Annotated in this window: 17 protein-coding genes; 6 read left to right on the top strand and 11 right to left on the bottom strand. The window is 44.0% G+C overall.

Annotated elements, in window-relative coordinates:
• Positions 1 to 90 precede the first annotated feature (90 nt).
• The 5 genes from PQ469_RS27095 to PQ469_RS27075 form a co-directional block, all read right to left on the bottom strand.
• Positions 91 to 1296 (bottom strand): endo-1,4-beta-xylanase, encoded by a 1206-nt coding sequence (locus PQ469_RS27095; RefSeq protein ID WP_274210467.1) that lies wholly within the window; start codon positions 1294 to 1296, stop codon positions 91 to 93.
• Positions 1297 to 1373: 77 nt separating this feature from the next.
• Complete coding sequence (locus PQ469_RS27090) at positions 1374 to 2228, bottom strand: sialate O-acetylesterase (RefSeq protein ID WP_274210466.1); 855 nt, start codon at positions 2226 to 2228, stop codon at positions 1374 to 1376.
• 14 nt (positions 2229 to 2242) lie between these two features.
• Positions 2243 to 4216 (bottom strand): alpha/beta hydrolase-fold protein, encoded by a 1974-nt coding sequence (locus tag PQ469_RS27085; protein ID WP_274210465.1) that lies wholly within the window; start codon positions 4214 to 4216, stop codon positions 2243 to 2245.
• Between the two features lie 30 nt (positions 4217 to 4246).
• Positions 4247 to 5521: a family 8 glycosyl hydrolase gene (locus tag PQ469_RS27080; RefSeq protein WP_274210464.1), complete on the bottom strand. Its 1275-nt coding sequence runs from the start codon at positions 5519 to 5521 to the stop codon at positions 4247 to 4249.
• 69 nt (positions 5522 to 5590) lie between these two features.
• The gene (locus PQ469_RS27075; protein WP_274210463.1) at positions 5591 to 7540 is read right to left on the bottom strand and encodes a family 43 glycosylhydrolase; all 1950 of its coding nucleotides are present in this window, start codon (positions 7538 to 7540) and stop codon (positions 5591 to 5593) included.
• A 782-nt stretch (positions 7541 to 8322) separates the two neighbouring features.
• Between PQ469_RS27075 and PQ469_RS27070 the strand changes: the two genes are divergently transcribed.
• Positions 8323 to 12294, top strand: a complete 3972-nt coding sequence (locus tag PQ469_RS27070; RefSeq protein WP_274210462.1) for a hybrid sensor histidine kinase/response regulator transcription factor — start codon at positions 8323 to 8325, stop codon at positions 12292 to 12294.
• A 207-nt stretch (positions 12295 to 12501) separates the two neighbouring features.
• On the opposite strand, the gene PQ469_RS27065 is transcribed toward PQ469_RS27070, so the two are convergent.
• The 6 genes from PQ469_RS27065 to PQ469_RS27040 form a co-directional block, all read right to left on the bottom strand.
• On the bottom strand, positions 12502 to 13845 hold the full coding sequence (locus PQ469_RS27065; RefSeq protein ID WP_274210461.1) for a family 43 glycosylhydrolase: 1344 nt from the start codon (positions 13843 to 13845) through the stop codon (positions 12502 to 12504).
• A gap of 156 nt (positions 13846 to 14001) precedes the next feature.
• On the bottom strand, positions 14002 to 15564 hold the full coding sequence (locus tag PQ469_RS27060; RefSeq protein ID WP_274210460.1) for a glycoside hydrolase family 43 protein: 1563 nt from the start codon (positions 15562 to 15564) through the stop codon (positions 14002 to 14004).
• A 99-nt stretch (positions 15565 to 15663) separates the two neighbouring features.
• Complete coding sequence (locus PQ469_RS27055; protein ID WP_274210459.1) at positions 15664 to 16791, bottom strand: alpha/beta hydrolase-fold protein; 1128 nt, start codon at positions 16789 to 16791, stop codon at positions 15664 to 15666.
• Positions 16792 to 16846: 55 nt separating this feature from the next.
• Positions 16847 to 18295, bottom strand: a complete 1449-nt coding sequence (locus PQ469_RS27050) for a family 43 glycosylhydrolase (RefSeq protein WP_274210458.1) — start codon at positions 18293 to 18295, stop codon at positions 16847 to 16849.
• Between the two features lie 51 nt (positions 18296 to 18346).
• Entirely contained in the window at positions 18347 to 19078 is a 732-nt protein-coding gene (locus tag PQ469_RS27045; protein WP_274210457.1) for a hypothetical protein, read from the bottom strand.
• Positions 19079 to 19813: 735 nt separating this feature from the next.
• Positions 19814 to 20134 carry a hypothetical protein gene (locus PQ469_RS27040; RefSeq protein WP_274210456.1) on the bottom strand — a complete coding sequence of 107 codons (321 nt, stop codon included), beginning with the start codon at positions 20132 to 20134 and terminating at the stop codon, positions 19814 to 19816.
• Positions 20135 to 20323: 189 nt separating this feature from the next.
• Between PQ469_RS27040 and PQ469_RS27035 the strand changes: the two genes are divergently transcribed.
• The 5 genes from PQ469_RS27035 (at position 20324) to PQ469_RS27015 (ending at position 23056) form a co-directional block, all read left to right on the top strand.
• On the top strand, positions 20324 to 20635 hold the full coding sequence (locus PQ469_RS27035; protein WP_274210455.1) for an ArsR/SmtB family transcription factor: 312 nt from the start codon (positions 20324 to 20326) through the stop codon (positions 20633 to 20635).
• Positions 20635 to 21099: an SRPBCC family protein gene (locus PQ469_RS27030; RefSeq protein ID WP_274210454.1), complete on the top strand. Its 465-nt coding sequence runs from the start codon at positions 20635 to 20637 to the stop codon at positions 21097 to 21099. The genes PQ469_RS27035 and PQ469_RS27030 overlap by 1 nt, the downstream gene beginning before the upstream one ends.
• Positions 21089 to 21487 carry an LIC_13387 family protein gene (locus PQ469_RS27025; protein ID WP_274210453.1) on the top strand — a complete coding sequence of 133 codons (399 nt, stop codon included), beginning with the start codon at positions 21089 to 21091 and terminating at the stop codon, positions 21485 to 21487. Before PQ469_RS27030 ends, PQ469_RS27025 begins: the two co-directional genes overlap by 11 nt.
• On the top strand, positions 21469 to 22335 hold the full coding sequence (locus PQ469_RS27020) for an SRPBCC domain-containing protein (protein WP_274210452.1): 867 nt from the start codon (positions 21469 to 21471) through the stop codon (positions 22333 to 22335). Before PQ469_RS27025 ends, PQ469_RS27020 begins: the two co-directional genes overlap by 19 nt.
• 352 nt (positions 22336 to 22687) lie before the next feature.
• Entirely contained in the window at positions 22688 to 23056 is a 369-nt protein-coding gene (locus tag PQ469_RS27015) for a VOC family protein (RefSeq protein ID WP_274210451.1), read from the top strand.
• The last annotated feature ends 82 nt before the right edge of the window (positions 23057 to 23138 follow it).

Raw genomic sequence — 23138 nt, 5'->3', positions numbered from 1 at the left:
TTTAAACTCCCGGCTAGGTTTGCGTTTGCGCCCCACATCGCTTTGCTAATTCTACATGGTATCCTGCAATGAGGCAAAAGCGGCCTCCGTTTAAAAACCCACTACAGACCAGTATGCTTTTTTGCGTTGCCGGTTTTCATCAAACAATAAAGGATAGGCTTTTTTAACCATGCGTGTCGTGTTGCCGCCTGCGGCGGCTCCGCCCATTAGTCCCCCGCCTCTCTGGTCAAGCCAGCTGTACCGGTCAGATACATTCCAGAATGTAACGTTTGTTATAAACTTTTTATACTGCCGGAAAATATCGAAAGCCATTTTGTATTGCGCTATCTGTTTGGCTTCCAATTCTGGCGTATAACCAGGGTCAGGTACGGGCGTCGTTGTAGCCCCCGGCGCAGGGTTTAGTTGTGGCAAACGTATAGTAATATCCAATTCGGTAAATTGTACCTTTAAACCTAAGGAAGTTACTTCATCCAAAGCTTTACGTAATTCGCCGGGCGATGGCTCATTTAACTTCCAATGCGCCTGCATGCCCACCCCATCAATCGGTACATGGTCCTCAACCAATTTTTTTAACAATTTATATATCTTCTCCCTTTTTACCGGGTGCTCGCTATTATAATCATTATAGTAAAGCTTGGCCTGCGGATCGGCTTCATGTGCATACCTGAAGGCCGCCTCTATAAAATCGGGACCATTGCATATGTTGTACCAGTTGCTTTTGCGGTATATCTGCGTTGTATCATTGCTGTCATCAACGGCCTCGTTAACCACATCCCAGGCGTAAATTTTACCCTTGTATCTTCCCGCAACGGCAAAAATATGATCCTTCAGGCGTTTTAACAGCAACTCTTTGGTAACAGGCTCTCCATCGGCCCCTTTAAACATCCACGCTGCCTCCTGGTTATGCCAGCATAAGTTATGCCCGCGTATTTTAATATGATGACTCGTGGCAAAATCAACAATATCATCGGCATTTTTCCAATTATAAACATTTTCTGAGGGGTGTATAGGGCCCATCTTCATATCGTTCTCGGCCGTTACACTGTTAAATTCTTTGACAATTAATGCAGAATCGGGGCCATGCAAGGCTGCCGTGTTAACGGCCACACCAATTGGGAAATAGCTTTTATAATAATCTTTTAAACCCTTATTCGGATCATCGGCGGTAGTACCTGCCTTGAATGATGAAGCCACCTGGTGTTTTGGTGTACATTGAACGAGCGACAAAACAATAATGGCAATTGCCGGGAGCAGGAAGACCCGGTTAGCTTTTTTATTAACAGCAGAAAAGTTCATTGGTTATTAGTGGTTTTAATTGATAGTGTTAACTGTTTATACTTCGCTCAGCATTGTTTATCCTAAACAGATGACGGTTAATGAATGGTAGTATCTGACAATTTATAACCTAATAATGAAAGCATAGCCTCGCCATATCGTTTGCCTAACAACCTGCACCCTGCTGCATTAAAATGCAGGTGATCGGGTGAACTGGCGCAACCCGCTGATGAAATAACGTATGAGTTGGCAACTGTTTGTGGCAGGGTTGCGATAATTTTATTCATCGCGGCGCAGGCTCCCCCCTGGTCGGCGTTGACCAACTCACCTGCAAGTAAAGGCACTTTTTTAGGTTTCAGCTTTAAATCCCTAATTAAATTATCATAAATTCCTTTTACTTTTCCTGTCCATAACGTATCGTTAGTATTTGATTCTCCCTGGTGTAACAAAACACCTTTAATTACGCCATACTTTTGAGCTAACTTAGCCAGTTCTATCAACCTGGCGTATGGATTGCCGCCATATTCGGCGGCTATACCCTTCATCCAGCCGGGGGCGGTTGCAAGGTATGATTGATAGGTGTCCTTTTCAAAAATCTCGATTTTGGCACCGGCGACAGAAACATTTATAATGCCTATCCGTATCTTTTCAGGAAGATTTGCCACCAAAGTCCGTCCGAAATAATCTGCCGGGGTTAAGCCAGTAGTACACCGCGCGAGTGGCGGCACTGCTGTATACCAATTATCTTTTACCCTGCCTCTTTCGCTGCAATCAACAGCCTGCAACACCTGCAACCTGCTATCAACAGCCGAGGTATCCTGGGATTCAACTTTGGCGTTACCCTCCATATTTGATTGGCCAAAGCATATAAATATGTAAAAATTCTTGTCTTGCGAAAAACTTTTAAGGCTCAACAACGTAAGGCATGTTGCAGCTATCAATCTAAGCTTCATTTTTATAAATAATTTCAATTCTTGAATATCAGGCTTGCAAACTGGTTTAAGGAGCGCCTCCAGGATTGCCACTCATGCGCAGTGCCCGGCGATTCGTAAAACACATGTTTAATGCCTGCTTTTTCAAGTGCTTCGTGAAATCCCTTTACTGTGGTTTGCATTCTTTCAGGCTCGGTAGTTCCAATGCTTAAATAAAGCACTTTAAGCTTTTGGTTAAAAGCATTGGCACCAGCAAATACACCGTTATACATTTTGGTTATATCGGTACCTGGCTGCATGAAGGCGGCACCGCTAAAACCTCCCACAAAGGCAAACTTATCGAGGTTGGTAATGGTGGTCTGCAAAGTTTGAAACCCTCCCATTGAAAGCCCTGCCATAGCGCGATGATCGCGGTCGGTAAGCGTCCTGAATTTTGCATCAACCATCGGGATAATTTCCTTTACAAGCACATCCGGAAAAACATTACCTGCCATACTCATTCCACGGGCGTTAGTAGTAACCGGTTGGGTTGGGTCAGTAGCATAACCCCTATCCATAACAACTATCATCGGCGTTGCCTGTTTCCCGGCTATGAGGTTATCCAATATAAAGTTCATTTTACCTTGGGTGGGCCAGCCGGTTTCGTCTTCGCCCGAGCCATGTTGCAAGTAAAGCACCGGGTATCTTTTGTCGGTTTGTGTATCATAACCAGGAGGTGTGTATACATTTGCCCGCCGCCATGCCTTTGTTATGTTTGAGTAGTAGTTTACCGAACGCACCTCGCCATGAGGCACATCCTTAATCGTGTAAAAATCACCATCCGGATCGGGAATATCAATACCGCTTGCCATCCTTCCCATACCGTAAAAAGTTTGACTGGACGGGTCGACAACGGATACGCCATCAATTATTAAAGAATAGTAATGGAACCCTAATACAATTGGATCGGTAGTTACCGTCCAATACCCGCCGGTGTCTTTAGTCATAGGGTATTTTCTCAATAAATCAATCTGAACACTCTTCGCCTCCGGTGCCTTTATGCGAAAGAAAACGGTGTTATCCGGAAATATTTGAGGATATTTTACACCCGGAATATTAGTGGGGGCAGGTATACCAACTTCATTATAAGAATATTGCGGGAACGTTGAGACATTTACCGGCTTAAAAATAAGTTGTGAAAACATATACAAGCCATTTTTCCAAACCTTAAAGTTATGGACACCCGGCTCGATATAATAGACATGCGGCACGCTTTTCTCTGCCAGGTAATCATGGGTACGTTTGCTAAATGCAATTAGCCCGTCGCTTGATCCGCATGATATCCAAAGCAGCTTCAGCTTTCTTTTTGCCTCGTCGGGGTTAGGGACCAGTTCTTCAGGCTTTTTAGTATTGGGGGCCGAGGAAAAGCCACCTACCCATGAAAATACGTCAAGGTTTCCCAACCCGAAATTTAATGATTGCCCGCCTCCCATCGACAGGCCGGCCACTGCCCTATGGTCCTTATCGGTATATACACGGTATTTACTATCAATAAAGGGTATCAGATCGGTCAACAAATCTTTTTCAAAAACGGCAAAACCTTGTACCTTATCGGGTGCCATGATGTTTCCCGTCGCGCGGTCATCCTTTAAAGCCCTTCCGTTCGGTAACACAACTATCATTGGCACAATTTTGCCTTCGGCATATAGATTATCCAATATAACCTGGGGGCTACCACCGTTATACCATTCTTTTTCATCGCCACCTATGCCATGCAAAAGATACAACACGGGGTATTTTTTACTTTTAGAATATCCGGGAGGTGTGTAAATAAGCGCTCGGCGGGTATTGCCCACGGTTTTTGATTGATAAGTAATGGTATCAATTTTGCCATGCGGAATGTCGGCACGAAACACGTCAAAACCCACCCGCGCCTGGTGAATTATATCTTGTGAATAAACCGGTATGTTAAACAACAGAACGGCACATGCCCCAAAAAACAATTGTTTGATATATTGTAATCTCTTCATTGTTAATATTGTTATATGTAAATTAATTTATCAATTGGTTTGCGGTTGTATAAGCTGGTATTTGCCGCTGAGGTGCATCAGGCTGAATAAATACAACAAGCCATCATAATATGGATCGAAATATCCATCTGCATAAGGTTCAAGTTTAGCGTTCCATAGAGGCCGCACAAAATCGTATTTTGTATTATCGGTTACCATGAGCGAGGCCGCGGCGGAGGTAGCTACCAATCCCAAAGAATGCCGTAACTTTTTTACTCCTCCTGCCGGAAGAATAAAAGCAGGTGTAGATCCATCTGTATTAAACTGATCCTCAAAATCATTTATCCCCTTCGATCGTAAAAAGTTTTGAAAGCGTTTTGCATAATCCTGCTGCCACTTTTTGTCTTTCCCGAACCAAACATAATCCATCGCGATATTCATTGGCACGCGCCAGGAGTCGAAACGAAAAGCCGATGGCATCCGCCTCCCACCGAGTGCCTTACCATTAAAATCGGTATTATCGGGGTTAAGTGCTGTAACGGGGTCACAAGCCCTATGTAAAAATGCTCTTGCTGTATCTGCACAATCCCGGTAAAATTGTTCATGATCGTCTTTTGCATAAAGCGCCCATACCTCGTAAAATGCAGGCAGATGATACGATGGATCTGTCCATCCATACCCGGCGCCTTCGGGCACAAAGGAAATTTGCTTAGCCGCCATGTTTATTAAAGGATGAACATTCGCGGCACCTTCTTTTTTCCACATGGCGTCAAGTATCCGCCTGGCCTCCGCATAATAATTAATGCCTGTACTGTTTCCCCACTTATTAGATGCAAAAAGCAGGTCGGTTACATAATATAGCTCCCCGTCAGACGCAGAACCCTCTGAATTATGCTTCATGGTTTGAGGGTTAATGCTCCAGGCAAAATATCCCTCGCTTGGCCCGTCCTGGTGTTGAAGATACTTTTTTGACCATCGCCATATGCGGTCGAAGACATCTTTTTTATTAAGCTGCACAGCGATCATCATACCATACGAAAGGCCCTCTGTCCTGGCATCGTGGTTTTTCACATCAGACACGTAGGCCATTGAATCGCCTACCTCGAAATAAACCTTGTTGGGGCCTTCAAACACATCATGATAGGCCTTGGCTACCTTTATGTTGATATCGCCCTTGCTGTATCCGGCTTCATGAAAAAGATCAGGATAAACGCCGGAAGCAACAGCCCCTTTACCTGGCATTTTTTTTGAAGCTTTGTGATTTTGGCTATTTGCCAAAGCAGGCAGCAAAGCAATCATTACATACAATAACACTAATTTTTGCATACTTAAGTCGTAGTTAAATAAAGATTTTGTTTTACTAATTTTCATATCGGGTCAATACCTAAAGTCATCCTATTTACCAGGAAACCGTATGCTTTTAATAAAGATGCTTTGCGGAACACCTGCAGGATACCGCACAAAAACATCATGTTGCCCGGTAACATTTTTAAGTTGTTTGCTGAATATTTTATAACTACCGTTGCCTGTAGCGCTTAACGGTATTGTGGCTATCAATTTACCGTTCTGAAGATCATCAAGCCATATTTGAAGCGAGCCTTTGCGATTTGAAGAAGCAAGTACCTGTACTGAAGATGGGGACTGATTTCCAAATTCCACACCAGATATCATGAACCATCCACCATACACCGATGTATTGGTTACCGTTTTATTAACAGTTGCTATTCCATAGTAATTACGATAGCCTGCTGCCGGTAAGGACGAGGCGCCGTCTTTGCAAATAAAGCAGTCGAAGTCTGCCGGTTTTCCTTCTGCAAATAACCCTACACTTGTACCTACCCATGAATTAAAATTTGGCTGGGCTTCATCAAGTTTAACCGCATTAATTGGCCTGCCTAAAGAAACCCAGGCTTTTCCGTCGCCGCTATAATATCCGGTTAGTTGGTGGCCATTTCTTTCCAGTTTCAGCCAAACTGCATTTCCAAAGATGTTGGGCGCGCTCCTGCTCGCGGTATCCATTGTAAAAACAATTTTCCTTCCGTTGTTGTAACCGCTGTAAAGTCTCACCACCACCGCCTGATTTCCGTTAGTAAGATAAATACCAGCCCTGGTAGCGTCATTGGTTGCCCGCAGGTCAACCTTGGTAACAGCGGAATAATAGTGGTCTGTTTCTTTTTGAACAAGATGGGTACGGGCAGTATCGGGTGTAAGCCTTATCCATCCCCTCCGGGTGGTAAGCGAGTAAGATGCTGAGGCTTTTTTGGTGAGGAAATGCCAGTTAAGACTCAATTCGCCGCCGTCAAAATAATCTGTCTTTACACTTGTCCATGAAATGCCCGACCGTAGCAGATTCGGTTTCAGGATAGGTGTAGTGGCCGGGGCCATACCCCAGGGCCTGTCGCCCTCCCAGGTTACGGGGTAAAGAGAGGTTTGGCGCCCGGTGCCAGACCAGTCGTCGCCATCGTACTTCTCATAGCTTTGCCCGATAGTCCACCAGGTGCCGTCGGCTAATTGAACGGGAGCCGAAATGTGGTTAGGACGACGGAAACCCACCTTATCATCGGTAGCCGGTTTAAAAAAATCACCAAGCCTTTCCCATTTTGTCGAATCGCCGGTCAACGTTTTTCCTCTTAACACATATTGTCCGCCCGTAACATCACCGGCAGGAAAGTAATAATAATAGCCATTGCGTTTACACATTACCGGGCCTTCTGCCCAGCTATACTGTAGCCTGGCGTTTACCCAGTCGAGATTTATCACATAATCTGTCAATTGCCCATCCTTACCCAAGGCTTGCAAACGATTAACTTTTTGACCGTTTTTTATGACCATGTAAGGTTTTCCGTCATCATCCACAAAAATGGAGTTGTCATAACCAAGATTACCGGTTTCGGGATTAGACTTTACCTGTACAGGAGCAGACCATGGCCCTTTAGGCGAACTTGCCTTACAAAACCACTGCCCGCCGGCCGAAAAGTAGATCCAGTAGGAGCCGTAAAAGTAGGTTATGGCACCCTGCCAGATACCCACTGAAGGCCTATCGGTAACCCAGGCTGCCTTTGATGATGGCAGCACCCTGCTTATTACCTCCCAATGAACAAGGTCTTTTGAGTGATAAATGGGCAGGTAGGGGTTAAAATGAAAGGAAGAGCCGCAATGATAAAAATCATCTCCTACCTTAAGTAAGGTGGGGTCTGGGTGATCGCCAGGTAACACGGGGTTCACATAGGTGTTAACTGTTTGATAAAACCGAGAGGAATCTGGTATTTTTTCCTGGCCGTTTACCAACAAAACTGATTGCGTGAAGATGAAGACAAGGCCCGTAAGCCGGATTAGTTGGTGCATGATATTAGATAATTCAGATTGTGCCCGGGCGTTTTAAATTGAAGTGTTGGTTTACAGATTGGTTGTTTATCTGGCGGTTTAAGTATTAAACGTTGTGAAACCAACATTTTTTAAATCAACTCCGTCCAAAAGTATTTTGAAAACAGAACTCGACGTGCCACAAATGTTGAATAAATCAACACTTTCGTTGAAATAAGTGCCCTTTTACTACACCTGTGTCTTAATCAGGCAACACAACAGCAAAACGCTAAATCATTTGATGGCTTAATATCCCATTTCTGCACGGAAAGCAAGTTGTGATACCGAAGGTTCATCAGCAATAAACGGCCGCCTCAATTTGCGACAAAATGAGAGCCGTTACCTGGATGTTTTACGTTACAAATTCAAATATGCAAGTAAATATTGCACCAGGTATTCAGGCTAAAATTGCTGTTTTTTTTATTTATGCAATCGATTGTTTTTTATTAATTTATAGTTTATATTTACGTTGTGTGATTTTCACCAAACACTTGTTTGAAGTTGCACCGTTATAAACCTCCTATTTTTGAAATGAAATTATTAGTACATCATCTGCGGCTAAAGCGGGATGCTGTACTAATTTTTTAAACAGTACCGGAATGTTAAACTATCTATTACCACCTAAGCGAGTTGCGGTTAAACGATTGTTCTTAATTATATTCACATTATCAACCCAAATCACTATTCAATGCCAGGGGCAGTCTTTACGATTTACTGTACTTACATCTCACGATGGTTTGCTGTCAAACACGATTAATGCAATCATGAAGGATCGTTATGGTTTTTTGTGGTTTGCAACAGCGGATGGGCTGGACAGATTTGACGGATTAGAACATAAGCCGTATCGCTTTGACCCTGCGGACAAATCGGGCTTTCGCTCCAGGGAAGTTACAAGTATGTACGAGGATGAGGCTGGGCAGTTTTGGGTAGGTACCATGGGGGGCGGGCTATATTACCTTGACCGTTCTCAAGATCAGTTCCGAAATTACAAGGAGAGTGCTGACCACGGGCATCTTGCAAACAGCTACATCAAATCGATCTACGGCGATACGCACGGCCGGCTTTGGATTGGACTGTTAGGAGGCCTGTGCGTGCTTGACCCTAAAACAAAAAAAGAGGTATTTTACAAAACCGATGAGCAAAAACCAGGACAGCTACATTCGGGTGTTATATTATCCATTTTCCGGGATAGCCAGCGCCGAATGTGGATAGGGACAGGTAAGGGCCTTTATCTTTATAACGAACGATCAAACAGCTTCATTGCCTTTATGCATAAAAAAGACGATCCCGCAAGTATACCGGGTGACGCGATAAATACCATAGCCGAATTTCAGCATAAATTATGGATAGGAACTGACGATGGCTTAGGCAGTCTATCAGCAGATTTAAAAACCTTTACAAGTTTCAAATACAGCCCTAATGATGATAGTACCCTTAGCGGCAGCCTTATATACAGCATGGCTGCGGATGGCAATAAAATCTGGGTAGGTACCGAAGGTGGTTTGGATATATTAGACCCAATAACCGGAAAGGTAAAACGTTACAATCATGACGATAGGGATAAATACAGCGTAAGCAGTAAATCCATCCGTTGCATTTATAAGGACCCTGATGGGATTTACTGGCTTGGCACTTACCAGGGTGGTGTGGATAAGTATGACAAAAACCTTACTTTATTTAATTCAAAACAAAACAATGCTTATGATCCTGCCGGGTTAAGCGCGCCATTTGTTTCGTCATTTGCCGAGAATAAGGCCGGGGACTTGTTTGTTGGCACAGATGGCGGAGGCTTGAATCTTTTTCATGTCAAGAGCGGATTGTTTAGTCATATTCCTATAAAATCAAAAACAAGCAGCAACTCGGCCGGGCTTCCTATATTAACCATGATGCTTGACCGCAATCAGCAACTTTGGATAGGCACGTTTCAGGATGGGTTGTTCATTTACAATACAAAAACAGGCGGGTACCAACAGTTAAATGCAGGAAATGATAATGCACACATAAACCACAACGAAATTTTTTGTTTAAAGGAAGATAGTAAGGGCCGGGTATGGATAGGGACCAATGGCAGCGGCGTTAATGTATTTGACCCTGGTACAAAAACCTTTTTTAAATATACGTCAACTCCTGCCTCTGCCGGCGAACGTAATTTGCCTGTAAATGGTTATATCAGAGCTATTGAAGAGGACCGCGACGGAAACATTTGGATTGGCACCTATGGCAGTGGAATAGCAGTCTTAAATCCCGCAACTCAAAAGTTCAGGGTGTATAATAACAAGATTACCGGAATGGCTATTGATCGTCCGTTTTCGTTTTTGCAGGACCATAAGGGCAACATGTGGATTGGCACTGCCGGAGATGGGCTATTTTGCTTTGATCTCGACCATAAAAAATTTGTCAATTACTCCGCCCCAAACGAATTGCCAGATGGCGTTGTACATAAACTATTGGAGGATTATAGCGGCAACATATGGTTAAGTACTGATAAAGGAATATGCAGGCTTAACTCGGTATCTAAAAAGTTTACTCATTATTCCACCTACAATGGCTTACAAAACGATGCCTTCATCGACGGATCGGGCCTCCGGACAACCAGGGGCCTGCTTTTCTTTGGCGGGGCCAAAGGCTTTAATTATATTGACCCGCAGCAGGACGTAAAACTTAACAACAATACTCCCCCGGTATTTTTAACCACCCTTAAAATTAATAATAACGTTGTGTTATCCGGCAGTCACTCGCCGCTTAAACAGGATATTTCGGTAGCAAAGCAAATTGACCTGGATTATAAAGAAAACTTTTCAATCAGTTATTCTGCCATTAATTACACGCTTCCCCAGCAGAGCAGGTATGCCTACATACTTAAATCGTTCAATAAAAACTGGAATTATGTAGGTTCGGCTACAACGGCGTATTACACCAATTTAGATCCTGGCGAATACCTGTTTATTGTGCGGGCTTGTAATAACGATGGGATATGGAATAACTCAGGTGCCCAAATCCGTATTATCATTCATCCGCCAATATGGATGACCTGGTACGCCTATTTGTTATACGCCCTGATGGCTTCGGGCTCGTTACTGTTCATCCGCCATAGGGGGATAAAGAAATTAAAAGGTAAACTGGCGCTGGAACAGGAAAGAAGAGAAGCAGAACGATTGCATGAACTTGATGCGCTCAAAATTAAATTTCTTACTAACCTCAGCCATGAGTTCCGCACACCAATCTCGCTTATCATGGCACCCGCAGATAAGCTGTTGGCAGAACATAAGGATGAACAAACCACAGGCCAATTGGCCGTGATACGGCGCAATGCGCGGCGCTTGTTAAATTTGGTTAACCAGCTTTTAGATTTCCGCAAGTTAGAAGAACAAGAATTAAAGCTTAACCTGACCGAAGGCGAAATATTTTCATTTGTAAGCGATGTTGTAGATTCTTTTCATGATCTGTCAGAATCGCGAAGCATCACCTTTAATTTTAAGGCACCCGCCGAAAAATTGTTCGTTCGATTTGATCACGATAAGGTAGAGCGCATTTTATTTAACCTGCTCTCCAACGCATTTAAATTTACACCACCCGGCGGGACGGTTTCTGTTGATGTTATTCAGCACCCTACGCCGCACATCGATAAAACTACTTTGGAATTTAAAATAAATGACACCGGTATCGGCATCAACCCGGACAGAAAACACCTGATATTTAAGCGGTTTTACCAGGCCGGGGAAACTAACACCGCAAACGTAAATCCGGGAAGCGGAATCGGTTTGTCAATTACTAAAGAGTTTGTTGAAATGCACGGTGGCACCATTACTGTTGAAAGCGAATTAGGAAGAGGTTCAGATTTTAGTGTGAGGATCCCTCTTGAAGTTTTTGCTGAGCGGTCAATACAAGTTCAACTTGCTGGTAAAACAGATATTAGGGAAAAGGAGCCTCGTACAAAAAGAAATATTGCCCAGGCAATTACAGACATGCCATTACTGCTTATTGTAGAAGACAACGATGAGTTTCGTTTTTACATTAAAGATCATTTAATGGCACAATATAAAATTGTTGAAGCTTCAAATGGTATAGAAGGTTGGGATAAGGCGCTATCATGCCATCCTGATTTGATCATTAGCGATATTACCATGCCATTTATGAATGGTATTACGCTAAGCAGGAAGATAAAAGCTGATAAACGAACCAGCCACATTCCGTTTATAATGCTTACTGCCTGCACGCGCGAAGACGAGCAGTTAAGAGGGCTTGAATCGGGGGCAAATGATTACCTGACCAAACCCTTTAATTTTGAAATATTAAATATCAAAATTAAAAATCTGTTGCAGCTGAATACCATGCTGAAAAACACATATAAAAAGCAATTGACGGTCATTCATCCCGATATAGCGGTTGAATCTGGCAGGGAGAAGTTTTTAAACAAGGTGATCAATTATATAGATAACAACTTGAACAATCCGAAATTTTCCGTTGTGGACCTTAGCGAACATTTGGCAATGAGCCGGGGAGCACTTTACACGAAAATATTTGAGCTTACCGGTCTTCCGCCCGTTGAATTTATCCGCTCCTATAAGCTTGACCGTGCTGCGATATTGCTTCTAAAGAGCGATCTGACAGTTACTCAAATAGCTTATGAAGCAGGTTTTGCAACACCGCATTATTTCTCCCGGTCATTTAAAGAAAAGTTTAACATGTTACCATCCGATTACAGAAAGGCAGAAAATAACAGCGTGATGGTATAGAACAGAATCCCGTTTATTATTGACAACATCAACCTATACCCGTAAAATTCACGTGGCTCCATTTTGAACGAAAATGCATAAAAAGAGAGCGCAGCTTGTAGATTTTTCGGACATAAGTTGATTTCTAACAACACAGCGTGTAAACATATTTATCTCAATATGTTTACACGCTGGTAGGTTTATCACGAAACTTTCGGTAAGCAGTGTTTAATTGAAGTTTATCCAGTCAACTTCTACATGACCACTGCCTTCTGTTTGCACAATAATATTTTTTACGCCGGCAGGTATCGCTGTTAATGCTTTTTTAACAATGCTCCAGTTGTTGCCCTTTGGTATAATAACTTTTGCTATAACCTTGTCCGGGTTATCTTCTGTACTAATTAATAAAGTTCCGCCGGTTGCCGAACAGGCGTTTACACTAACATATCCCGCTGTTTGTTTACCAAAAAACACATTGTTATATTTTATCCATGAGCTGGCTTTATTGAAAACCGCTTTCCAGCCCTCGAATTTGTTTAGTGTATCTATAAACTCTGTCTCTACTCCATCCGCGCTTTTGGCGCTATACCTATCTACCTGTATTTTTGTTGATGAGGCGGTTATGCCAATGCCACGCAGTGTAGGGATGACCTTGCGGATAGTGCCATTTTTATTAAAAAACAAACTATCGGCCCGTACAGCCCGGTTTTTATCAAAGGCTGGCGATAAGTCGTTGTTATGATAAAATAAGTACCATTGATTTTTAAATTCTATGACAGATTGATGGTTGGTCCAGCAACCCGAAGCTGATTCGTCCATAAGTACCCCGGCATATTTAAAGGGGCCAAGGGGACTATCTGACATGGCATATTCAAGCCGTTCTGTTTTATCGGCCACATGCGGATAAGTCATGTAGTAGATACCTTTTCGTTCAAATAAATAAGGCCCTTCCTTTAATCCCTTATCGGGGAAGCCATCAAGTTTTATCGGCTCTGATGCCAGTTCAAGCATATTAGCTTTGAGTTTAGCGCCGTACAGGTTTCCTTGCGCCCAGTAAATATACGCCTGTCCGTCCTTATTAATTTGCACATTTGGGTCTATACCATGAACCCCGGCGATGGGCAACGGTTGCGGAACAAATGGGCCGTAAGGTTTATCGGCTATTGCAACACCAATTGAAAAGCCCTTGGTGCCGCCGGGTTTTGCAGGTGCCGGGAAATAAAAATAATATTTCCCGCCCCGCTCAATACAGTCAGGAGCCCACATGCTATAAGCTGCCGGGTCGGCCCAGGGCACTTTATTTTGGCTCACAATTACGCCGTGATCCGTCCAATCGGTTAGGTTGGCTGACGAGAACACATGATAATCCTGCATACAGAACCAGCCAGCCCGGCCATGCCCGGGGGTAGCGGGAATATCGTGTGAAGGGTAAAGATATATCTTGCCATTAAAAACACGTACCGAAGGATCGGCAGTAAACTGGTTTTGTATAAGGGGGTTTTGCGCCATTAAGCAATTAAACCATAAGATAGATACAATCAGCGCCGCGCATTTTTTAAAATTCATCATCATTTACAAGATAGTGCCGCAAGGTAAAGGGATTACTCATTTCAGAATAACACTGATTAATACAATTGCAACACTGGTGTTTATAATCAGATAAATGGGGCATTTTGCTTTGCATGAAACACATGCCTGCTTTAAACAACCGGATTAATGCTGGATGGTCTATTTATCGCCCAATCGAAAATAATCGAAATCGGCATATCCGCCGGTAACTTTTGTGGCGTAGTTAAAAAGGCCAAACCGGTAACCCATAAAATGAGGAATAGTATACGCCATTTGAAGCGTGGTGCCAATGGAAATCCAATTATTTCCGTCGGTGCTATAATAAAAATAGGCTTTGTCGGCCTTATCCTTAAAATCACATGCGGCCTTTAAATACACCCGGTTTTGGGCTAACGGAATACTTGCCGACTCTGCCGGCGAACCGCCCTGCGCATTTACCATAACGATAAACTTATTGCCATTTTTAACCTTTACACCCACCCATCCAAATTTTTGCTGTAACAATGCAAGGCCGGCACAATCACCATCTTTAAGCCCGGATACATCAATAGCTGTAATGGCCGAGCATTCAGGGCCAAATGTGCGCTGTGTAAGCATATTTCTCGCCGTAATTAAAGTAGTATCAAGCCTCCCTGTAGTTAACCTCAAGTATCCCTTACGCTGCTTTAGCGACCATAATTGATTAACATTATTGTGGTTCCATTGCCAAACCAGGAGCAAATCGCGTTCGCCGCGCCTGCGGTTAAACTCATCCGATGAGATGATACCCGGCATTAGCGGTTTGTTTGCCGGTAACGCGACAGTATCGGGCACCTGATGATTTATACCCAATACAGGCCAGCCAGCCTCCCATTTTACCGGCACCAGGTAAGGCACCCGGCCTACTGAACCAAAATCGCGGAAAAGATAGGCAAACCACCGGCCGTTTGGTGTATTTACCAAACCACCCTGGGCTACGCCTTTGTCTTGCAATGCCAGGCGGCCTTCATATGGGCCGGTAATTTTATCTGCCCGGTGAATAAGAACACTTCGCATTCCACCACGTGGCCACGAAATATTGAACAGGTAATATTTCCCCTTGATTTTGAACATCTGCGAGCCTTCTGCCGGCAATCCTAAATTCGGTCCGGCAGCCAGGCTGGCGTTCTCTATCAGCACCTGTGGCTTCGTGTCAGGTTTTATTCCCGACAGGTCATCCTTCAATTGCGCCAACATGATGCGCCCGCTTCCATAAATCATATAAGCTTTGCCATCATCGTCAAAAAACAAGGAGTGGTCATGCAGGCTTGGTTTAAAGGATATAGCCTTCCACGGGCCTTTTTCAATATTATGCGTGGTATAAATATAAGTTTTGCCGGTATTGCCCGCAAAAGTAGATACATAGTAAACGCCATTGTGATAACGCAGACTGCTTGCCCACGAACCTCGCCCATAGCTACTCTTACCGTTGCTTAGATTTAGGTCATCAGTATCATCCAAAATATCGTATGCATAGCTAACAAGTTTCCAGTTAACCAAATCTGTAGATTTCATGATTGGCACCCCTGGGCTCATATGCATAGTAGTACTGCTCATGTAATAAGTATTACCTACCCTGATTATTGAAATATCAGGTACGTCCGCGTAGATAATTGGATTATGAGCCGTTTGTGCCAAAGCCGCGGAGGTAGCCAATAAAAAAAAAGCGAATCCCAGAAAGTAGTTATTGAAAATTTTGCTCATGGTTGGTTTATGGTGTAATATGCATAAATAGCAAAAAAACACGCTTAATTGCTTTATTCACAATTAAGCGCACTTAATATATTAACACAACAAGGCAGCTTAGTCTTTAAACAACAGCGGCGCAAGTTCTTTCAGGCTGCGGCGCCAGGTTAGAAACTCATGGGCAGTATTCTCTGAAATAAAAGACACGGCGTTGTAGCCTGCTTCTTTTAATGCAGCCGCAGCGTTATTTACGCCACCAGGATTTTCCTTGCTGCCGCAACTTATAAAAATAAGTTTAGCCTTAGGTTTATCTTTTAACTCAGCGGGCGTATAAATCCCGCCGCTTAAAAGACCGTAATAGGCAAATTCATCGGGCTTGGCAAGTGTTATTAAATGCGTTTCCATGCCGCCCATTGATAACCCTGCCATAGCGCGGTGTGCCCTATCTGTAACCGTGCGAAAATTGGCATCTACATAAGGCACTAATTCATCTGTTAACACAGTTTCAAAAGCATCAATCTTAAAATTCCTCAAACCGCCTGCGCTTATTTTAATATCATTGGTCATGCCGTAGGTCATCACGATGATGAAGGGTTTTATTTTGCCTTCAGCAATCAGGTTATCCATGATCAGATTGGCATGCCCCTGGTTGCTCCATGCGGTCTCGTCTTCGCCCCAGCCATGTTGTAAATACAGCACGGGGTATTTCTTCGATTTTTCCTTGTCATAACCCGGAGGCGTATAAACGAAGGCCCTTCGCTGCGTATTTGTACTTTTTGAAGGAAAAAGTATTTGCTGCACATTACCGTGGGGTACATCCTTTAAGGCATAAAAGTTCTGGTCATGAGCAGGTATTTCTATACCGCTTTCCCAACGGGTGGAACCGTAATAATTTAATGTGCCCGGGTCGTTAAAAATGCCTCCGTCAACTATTAAGTGGTAGTAATGGAAACCCTCATCCATTGGCCCTTCCGTTGTGCCCGAAAAATATCCGTCGGTATCTTTCACCAGTTTAGTCCCGCCTCTTCCGCCCAGGCCTAAGGTAACCCGTATGCTGTCGGACTTTGTTGCTTTTATACGAAAACGTGCATAACCTTGCGAATTAACCTGGGGATATTCCTGGCCAGGCTGGTTAAGGCTTGAAGACCGAAAATCTTCTTTGATCTCGCCTGTGCCGGTTTGTGCTTTACAAAGGCTACCGGCCATGCAGGCTGTTAATAAAATAATTGAACATTTAAAATTCATATCTTTATAATTTAAGTTTCAGGATAGCTGCATTTCCGGAGCGCATTTAAATAAGTTAGTGAGTCCTGAAATTCCACTTGGAATTATCACTATTCATATCAAATTTGGCGAGTGTAGGCGTGCTGTCGCCAGATGAAACTAAAGCCAATTGCTCTTTCGAATTTGGAACCACTTTTGGCATAATCCGATAAGTTCCATCAGTCAGCTGATCAATTCGCCATAATTGTTCCGGCGCACCGGTAAACGTTGGTACTGTCACAAGCTCAGCTTCGGCTGTTGCTGCTAATGCGCGATCTGTTCCGGCAATTACTATTTTATAATATGGTCCGCCCAGGTATCCTCCTGCGCCGGCGATCGGCGAAATTGCCCATTTTTGATGTGGGCGAAACATATAATCACTTATCCGCACACCAATGTTTCCGGCTGGCCAGCCTTTAACTACATCTGCTAACTCCTGTGATGGTACCGGTTTCACCGGTTCATCATTATTCCGGTTAAATCGCATCCCACCAGGCATTCTTGTAAAATCAACGCCCAATTCTAAGGCATAGCCCCTTCGCTCAGACTCAATCTCATAAGTTCCTTCTTTAAAGTTATCACCTGCCACCGGCCATCCATTTTTCCATAGTAGTGGGCGAATGCCTAATACGCTACGGCCACTTTGATCCAGATCTGCCTCGTAATGGCAAGACATTTTTTCAACGCCATCGCCAACTATAATACGTCCAAAATGTCCTGGTCCAATCAGCCTGTCGCCGGCTGCCACTACCATTTTGCCACCTCCTTTTAACATATCCCTTCCCATATTATCAATATATGGCCCTGTTACTTTCCTGGATCGGCCAACAACAATATTATAAGTTGAGTTTGGGCCATCGCAGCATGTGCCGTGTGTTCCAAGCAAATAGTACCACCCTTCCCTGTATAACAAATCTGTGGCCTCGCAATCAATAGCTATATTTAATGCTTTATTACCTTCAACACGCTTACCCGTTTTAGGATCAAGCTCCACAAGGCGTATGTATCCAAAATAGGTGCCGTAGGATAACCATAACCGTCCATCGGTTGGGTCAAGAAGAAGCCCCGGATCAATAGCATCACAATCTTCAATACCATCAGACGAAGCAACTTTTACAGGTTCTGAATATTTAAAATCTGGTGATTTTGGATCAAGCGACTTATTCCACATGGTCAGTATTGTTCCGTTATGACCGCCTGCCAGGCCACCGCCGGTGGCACCATAAACAATAAGGTAGCGGTCACCAATTTTTAATACATCAGGAGCGGCCCCGCCGCCGGGTCTTACTCCGCCTCCATTCCATGTCCAGCCATCTTCGGATATTAACCCGCCTCCAAACGTTCCGAATGTGTAGTACTTTCCATCGCATTCTGCAATGGTGGAAGGGTCATGTATAAATGGTTTGCCAACTTGTGCATTGGCCTGTGGGGCTAATAATAATGAGAACAGGGATATAGTACTTAATACCTTTACTATTAATTTCATAATAACTCAATTGCTTTACAAATCCGGTGTTAAATGCGATGATCAGTTAATTTATTGCAGCGTGATAGATACATCTTTTATCGGCGCTCCCTTTTCATCCAGCAGCCGAACACAAAAATCACTGAGTCCGGGCCCATTGATCACTGCTCCGCGTATGATGTTTTTTCCCTTGTTTAGCGTCAGCCGGGGCGAAACGCAATCATCCATTACCATGCGCCTGTCCCCATCAAGTATTACTGCTTCTTTGCCATTTAGCCACCACATTGATCCTCCGTTTGAGCCCACCGCCAATCTTACATTTTTTATCTCCCTCGGGCTGTTTACTATAGTTACTGCCCAAAATAATACAGCATAGGTCTGTTTCCTTAACCCATAGGCCAGACGGAATAATTTGATGTTGAAATTGGGGCTTTCCAATGCATGCCATAATAATTCCTGTTCGCCAACTTTTACTTTTTCTCCATTCCGGGGAATAACCGTAAACTGGTTTGAGAAATAATCGGTTTCAAATTGCGTTTTCAGATAGTTAACGGTAAAAACAAGATTACTGCGTATTGATTTGTTAATGGGTTCTAATAGTGACCAGCGCTGAATAAATCCTTCGGCATTCGGGTTTTTTTTTGATGCGGTAGCCGGGGTAAAGAATGGCGCGACACTTCGTGCGGTATCATTTTCGGTTATAACATCGATCTTGCCTGAGGTTGCAGACTGGCCTTGTAATCTTAATCCTAACAGAATTACAAAGCCCGCCGCCAACAATAATGCACTGCGTTTAATATTCATGGTAGATACTTTAACTTAAATCAATTTTGGTAAATAATGGATTGTCGAAAATGCATTGATGTTCCGGCCGATGCATTGCATAAAAATCGTTTGCATGGAACATCGACAGGCTGATACCCTCACGTTTCATTGATGATACTTGGGGTTAACATTAAAATGTTTCTTCAATTTTTAAAAATGGCTTATAAATTATTGGCTCAAAACTATACCTTCAGAAAAGGACATCATCACACTATTCGGCAATAAAAGTCAACTTTTGTCAATAATACAGCATGAATTTTAGGTTATGACAGATTTTTCCATTATTTATTCGAACATGTCCTTGATGCCATTTCCTGTCGAAATAAAAAAGTTGTCCCTGCGGCGAAATTCTATGCAAAAAAACTTAGCCCTCATTGCTTATCAAAACCTGGTGACTGAAATGAAATTTCACATCAAACCAGCTCAGACAGATATGTTCTTCAATTTTTCTTAAAACGGTTTGAAAAAATCCTCAGCAGGATTACTTGTATAAGGAGAGTTTTAAAGGATCGAACTGATCAATTAAGTGCATTGATTCCGGTACTCCGCTTCCGAGTTGCCCGGCACAGTCTTGTATAGGGTAAAAGTACCAGCAATGATCATGATCTTCACCAGGCCTGCCGGAATACGGCTTAAACTGAGCACTATGAGGCAAAAACAGCAAAACGCCTGAACCATTTGCCAGATTTTGCCTCATAGTATATTTCTTCAAATCTATTCATGTTTTTTACGCGGGATCATTTTACTGAGGAGAAAATGAAGAACCAATGCGATGACCGTCCAGTATAAAGCACAGGCCAGCACCCTGATCGGAGGTGCCGGATCCGGATCGTTAAATATGGGTGCCAGGGGTCCTACCAAAACAATTTTGAGAGGATAGATGATGGCGGCTACGGTACGCTTCCAGGCTATTGGTGAGCCAGTTCCCGGAAACCACTCTCCGTTTACGGGTCCCAGCAGTAAATTAGTGATGACCTGGAAGGCAAACGCCGACACCAGGAAGATGACAATGAATTTTGTTCTGGAGACCTTCATTTTATGTGTTTTATAATTATTAAAAGTTCTTTGTTATTCAAAGTTAAACAAAATCACTTGATTTTTCCAATTGATTTAAGAAAAAAATTACCGGTTTGGCCGGTCTTGATCAGCAGGAAAAAAATTTGCAAGTATAAAAATAATTAGTAAGTTTGTACTTACGGTAAGCAATGGCTTACATATTTAATTATGAACAGTAACTTAGCTTTTAACGCCTTAGGCGATCCGACCCGGCGGTCCATCTTCGAAAAATTACAACAGGGCCCTTTGTCGGTCGTACATATCGCCGAAGGGATGAGCGTGAGCCGTCCGGCAGTTTCCCAGCACCTGAAGGTGCTGAAGGAAGCCAAGCTGATCAATCTTCGGACCGTGGGCAATAACAATATTTATGAACTGAACCGGGAAGGCATTATCGCCATGAGAAACTATTTAGACCAGTTCTGGGACGAAGCATTGGCTAACTTTAAAGCATTGGCAGAACAAACCGAAAAAGAAAAATAATGGAAGCTGCCAAATTATTATCCATCAAAAAAGAATTCACCGTCGTCGCCTCTCAGAAGACCGCTTTCGATGTGTTTACCCAAAAAATGGACCTGTGGTGGCCACGCAGCCATCATATCGGCAGTGCCGACATGACCGAAATGGTTGTAGAAACGCATGCGGGTGGCCGTTGGTATTCAAAACATGCCGATGGCAGCGAAGCCAATTGCGGACATGTGCTGATTTACCAGCCTTATGACCTGTTCGTGCTGGCCTGGCAGATCAACGCCGACTTTAAGTGCGCCCCTGATCTGGTCACCGAAGTCGCGATCGAGTTCATTCCTGAAAGCACCTCGACCACGCGCATCCGTTTTGAACATAAAGACCTGCACAAGCTGGGCAACGGCAAGGTTGTGGAAAGCATGGACGGCGGCTGGGGTATGATCCTTCAACTTTATAAAAACACAGCAGAACATGAAGCCTAAAATACCACTGCGAGTAGCCAGCGGCCTGATGCTGCTGCACACCGCCGGCCATACCATCGGTGCATTAACCTGGAAACAAGCCCCTAATACACGCGTCGCCACGGTCATCACCGGCATGCAAACCGAGCACTTTGATTTTATGGGCCGCTCCACAAGCCTCGGCAACTTCTTTGACGGCTATGGCTTCATCATGATCGGTGTCCTGTTATTGCTGACGGTCATGCTTTGGCTGGAGCCCAGCCGCAAATTCATTTTGCAGATCGGCTTGTTCCTGTTTTTTATGGGTGTTATTGAACTCATTTATTTCTTTCTTTTAGCCGCGGTGTTCACGCTGCTGGCCGGAATATTAACCCTTTATGTTTACCTGATATGGAAACCATCGAATTAAACACCATTAAAAAAGAGATCACCGTAGCGGCTGCGCAGCAGACCGCCTTCGAAGTATTCGTCAACCAAATAGGCCTCTGGTGGCCCGCCTCTGGCCATACCGAAGACTGTACCATGGTCAAAGTCGGCCTGGAACCCCAAACCGGCGGGCGCTGGTTCGGCTTTAACAGTGACGGCCGCGAAAGCGAATTAGGCAAAGTCCTGATCTATGACCCTTATGCACTTCTCGCGCTGGATTGGCAGACAGATGCCAACCTGCAATTTGACCCGGAATTGCATACCGAAGTACGTGTGGAATTTATTCCCGAAGGCGACAAACAAACCCGTGTTAAACTGACCCACTTTGATGTGCAGCGCCTGGGCGGAGCAGTCGGCGGTATTAATGAGGGCTGGCGCGGGATCATGGATGTTTACCGGAACTTCATCAGCAATAGCTTCAGCACTCAGATCGCCATTTCGATTAGTCCCGAAGCCGCATTGAAAAAGATCAGCGAGGTCGCTAACTGGTGGGGCGTCGGCTTTGAAGGCCGCGCCGAGAAAAGGGGCGATCAGTTCATCATCAAAATGGGCCCCGAAGCCTGGTTCAACTATACCGTTACCGAACTAACCGGCAATAAAGTAATTTGGCATGTCGATGATTGTTATATGCCCTGGTATGAAGATAAACACGAATGGAAAGGTCATGATATGATCTTTGAGATCGACGGCCACACCCTAACCTTTACCCACCTGGGCCTGGTGGCAGGTATTGCCTGTTTCAAAGATTGCGTACCCGGCTGGACTCATTGGATCCCCCGCAGCTTAGCATCTTATTTTGAGACCGGCAAAGGCGACTTTAAACAAAGATGAGCTCGTATCAGACCCATGTATTGATCACCGGCTCAGCGAATGAAGCTTTTTGAAGCTAACCCTGGTGGCTAATTGGAGGACCAAAGATTTTGAAGGCAGTAGTAGCACCTTAAGTGATGAATTTATCATTTGTCACCCTGGTACGAATTATGCCAAACATAAGGTGGTAGAATTTATCCCCGGCCAAAAGCCAGTTTGGCTGGTAACCGGGGGCAAACCGGACTGGCTGAAGAACCAAAAAGAATGGACTAACCCCCGAAAAAGAAGTCTATGAACGCTGTTCTAAGGGCTGGGATTTAGTCATTAAATCCATTTACTTAACTTTATAACACACAACAAAACACTTTAACTTATGGCACACGCGATCAACTGGTTCGAAATACCAGCTAAAAATTTCGAAAGGGCAAAAGCTTTTTATGAACAGGTGTTAGATATCCAAATGATCCTACCTTTCGATGGTATGAAATACGCGATGTTCCCTGCCGACATGCAAAAAGGCGAGATCGGCGGCGGCTTGTTGGAGGAAGAGGGCTACGAACCCTCGCAGCAAGGCGCTCTCATCTATCTGAATGGTGGCGAGGACCTGGCTGTTCCCTTAGCCAGGGTGGAAGCTGCCGGTGGAATTATCACTCTACCTAAAACTTCTATCGGCCCAAATGGCTTTACCGCGCGTTTCACCGATACGGAAGGGAACCGCGTCGCTTTTCATTCAATGAAATAACTGTATTGTTGTGCCAGTCCATGCGGGATCGCTTATCACCCGCCAACCGGCTGGCACAGCAGTATGCACATCGCCTGCCGCT

The organism is Mucilaginibacter sp. KACC 22773 (assembly GCF_028736215.1).
In the GTDB taxonomy this organism is placed as follows: Bacteria; Bacteroidota; Bacteroidia; order Sphingobacteriales; family Sphingobacteriaceae; genus Mucilaginibacter.
Note: the sequence above shows the minus strand (reverse complement) of the source record. Positions and strands in the feature narration are given on the sequence as shown.

What these genes read in the sequence shown, in the direction of transcription:
- PQ469_RS27040 (WP_274210456.1), bottom strand. Translation starts at nt 20,134, where the DNA reads ATGAAGGTCTCCAGAACAAAATTCATTGTCATCTTCCTGGTGTCGGCG.
- PQ469_RS27045 (WP_274210457.1), bottom strand. Translation starts at nt 19,078, where the DNA reads ATGAATATTAAACGCAGTGCATTATTGTTGGCGGCGGGCTTTGTAATT.
- PQ469_RS27025 (WP_274210453.1), top strand. Translation starts at nt 21,089, where the DNA reads ATGAAGCCTAAAATACCACTGCGAGTAGCCAGCGGCCTGATGCTGCTG.
- PQ469_RS27075 (WP_274210463.1), bottom strand. Translation starts at nt 7,540, where the DNA reads ATGCACCAACTAATCCGGCTTACGGGCCTTGTCTTCATCTTCACGCAA.
- PQ469_RS27020 (WP_274210452.1), top strand. Translation starts at nt 21,469, where the DNA reads ATGGAAACCATCGAATTAAACACCATTAAAAAAGAGATCACCGTAGCG.
- PQ469_RS27055 (WP_274210459.1), bottom strand. Translation starts at nt 16,791, where the DNA reads ATGAATTTTAAATGTTCAATTATTTTATTAACAGCCTGCATGGCCGGT.
- PQ469_RS27035 (WP_274210455.1), top strand. Translation starts at nt 20,324, where the DNA reads ATGAACAGTAACTTAGCTTTTAACGCCTTAGGCGATCCGACCCGGCGG.
- PQ469_RS27085 (WP_274210465.1), bottom strand. Translation starts at nt 4,216, where the DNA reads ATGAAGAGATTACAATATATCAAACAATTGTTTTTTGGGGCATGTGCC.
- PQ469_RS27065 (WP_274210461.1), bottom strand. Translation starts at nt 13,845, where the DNA reads ATGATGATGAATTTTAAAAAATGCGCGGCGCTGATTGTATCTATCTTA.
- PQ469_RS27070 (WP_274210462.1), top strand. Translation starts at nt 8,323, where the DNA reads ATGAAGGATCGTTATGGTTTTTTGTGGTTTGCAACAGCGGATGGGCTG.
- PQ469_RS27030 (WP_274210454.1), top strand. Translation starts at nt 20,635, where the DNA reads ATGGAAGCTGCCAAATTATTATCCATCAAAAAAGAATTCACCGTCGTC.
- PQ469_RS27080 (WP_274210464.1), bottom strand. Translation starts at nt 5,521, where the DNA reads ATGCAAAAATTAGTGTTATTGTATGTAATGATTGCTTTGCTGCCTGCT.
- PQ469_RS27060 (WP_274210460.1), bottom strand. Translation starts at nt 15,564, where the DNA reads ATGAGCAAAATTTTCAATAACTACTTTCTGGGATTCGCTTTTTTTTTA.
- PQ469_RS27090 (WP_274210466.1), bottom strand. Translation starts at nt 2,228, where the DNA reads ATGAAGCTTAGATTGATAGCTGCAACATGCCTTACGTTGTTGAGCCTT.
- PQ469_RS27095 (WP_274210467.1), bottom strand. Translation starts at nt 1,296, where the DNA reads ATGAACTTTTCTGCTGTTAATAAAAAAGCTAACCGGGTCTTCCTGCTC.
- PQ469_RS27050 (WP_274210458.1), bottom strand. Translation starts at nt 18,295, where the DNA reads ATGAAATTAATAGTAAAGGTATTAAGTACTATATCCCTGTTCTCATTA.
- PQ469_RS27015 (WP_274210451.1), top strand. Translation starts at nt 22,688, where the DNA reads ATGGCACACGCGATCAACTGGTTCGAAATACCAGCTAAAAATTTCGAA.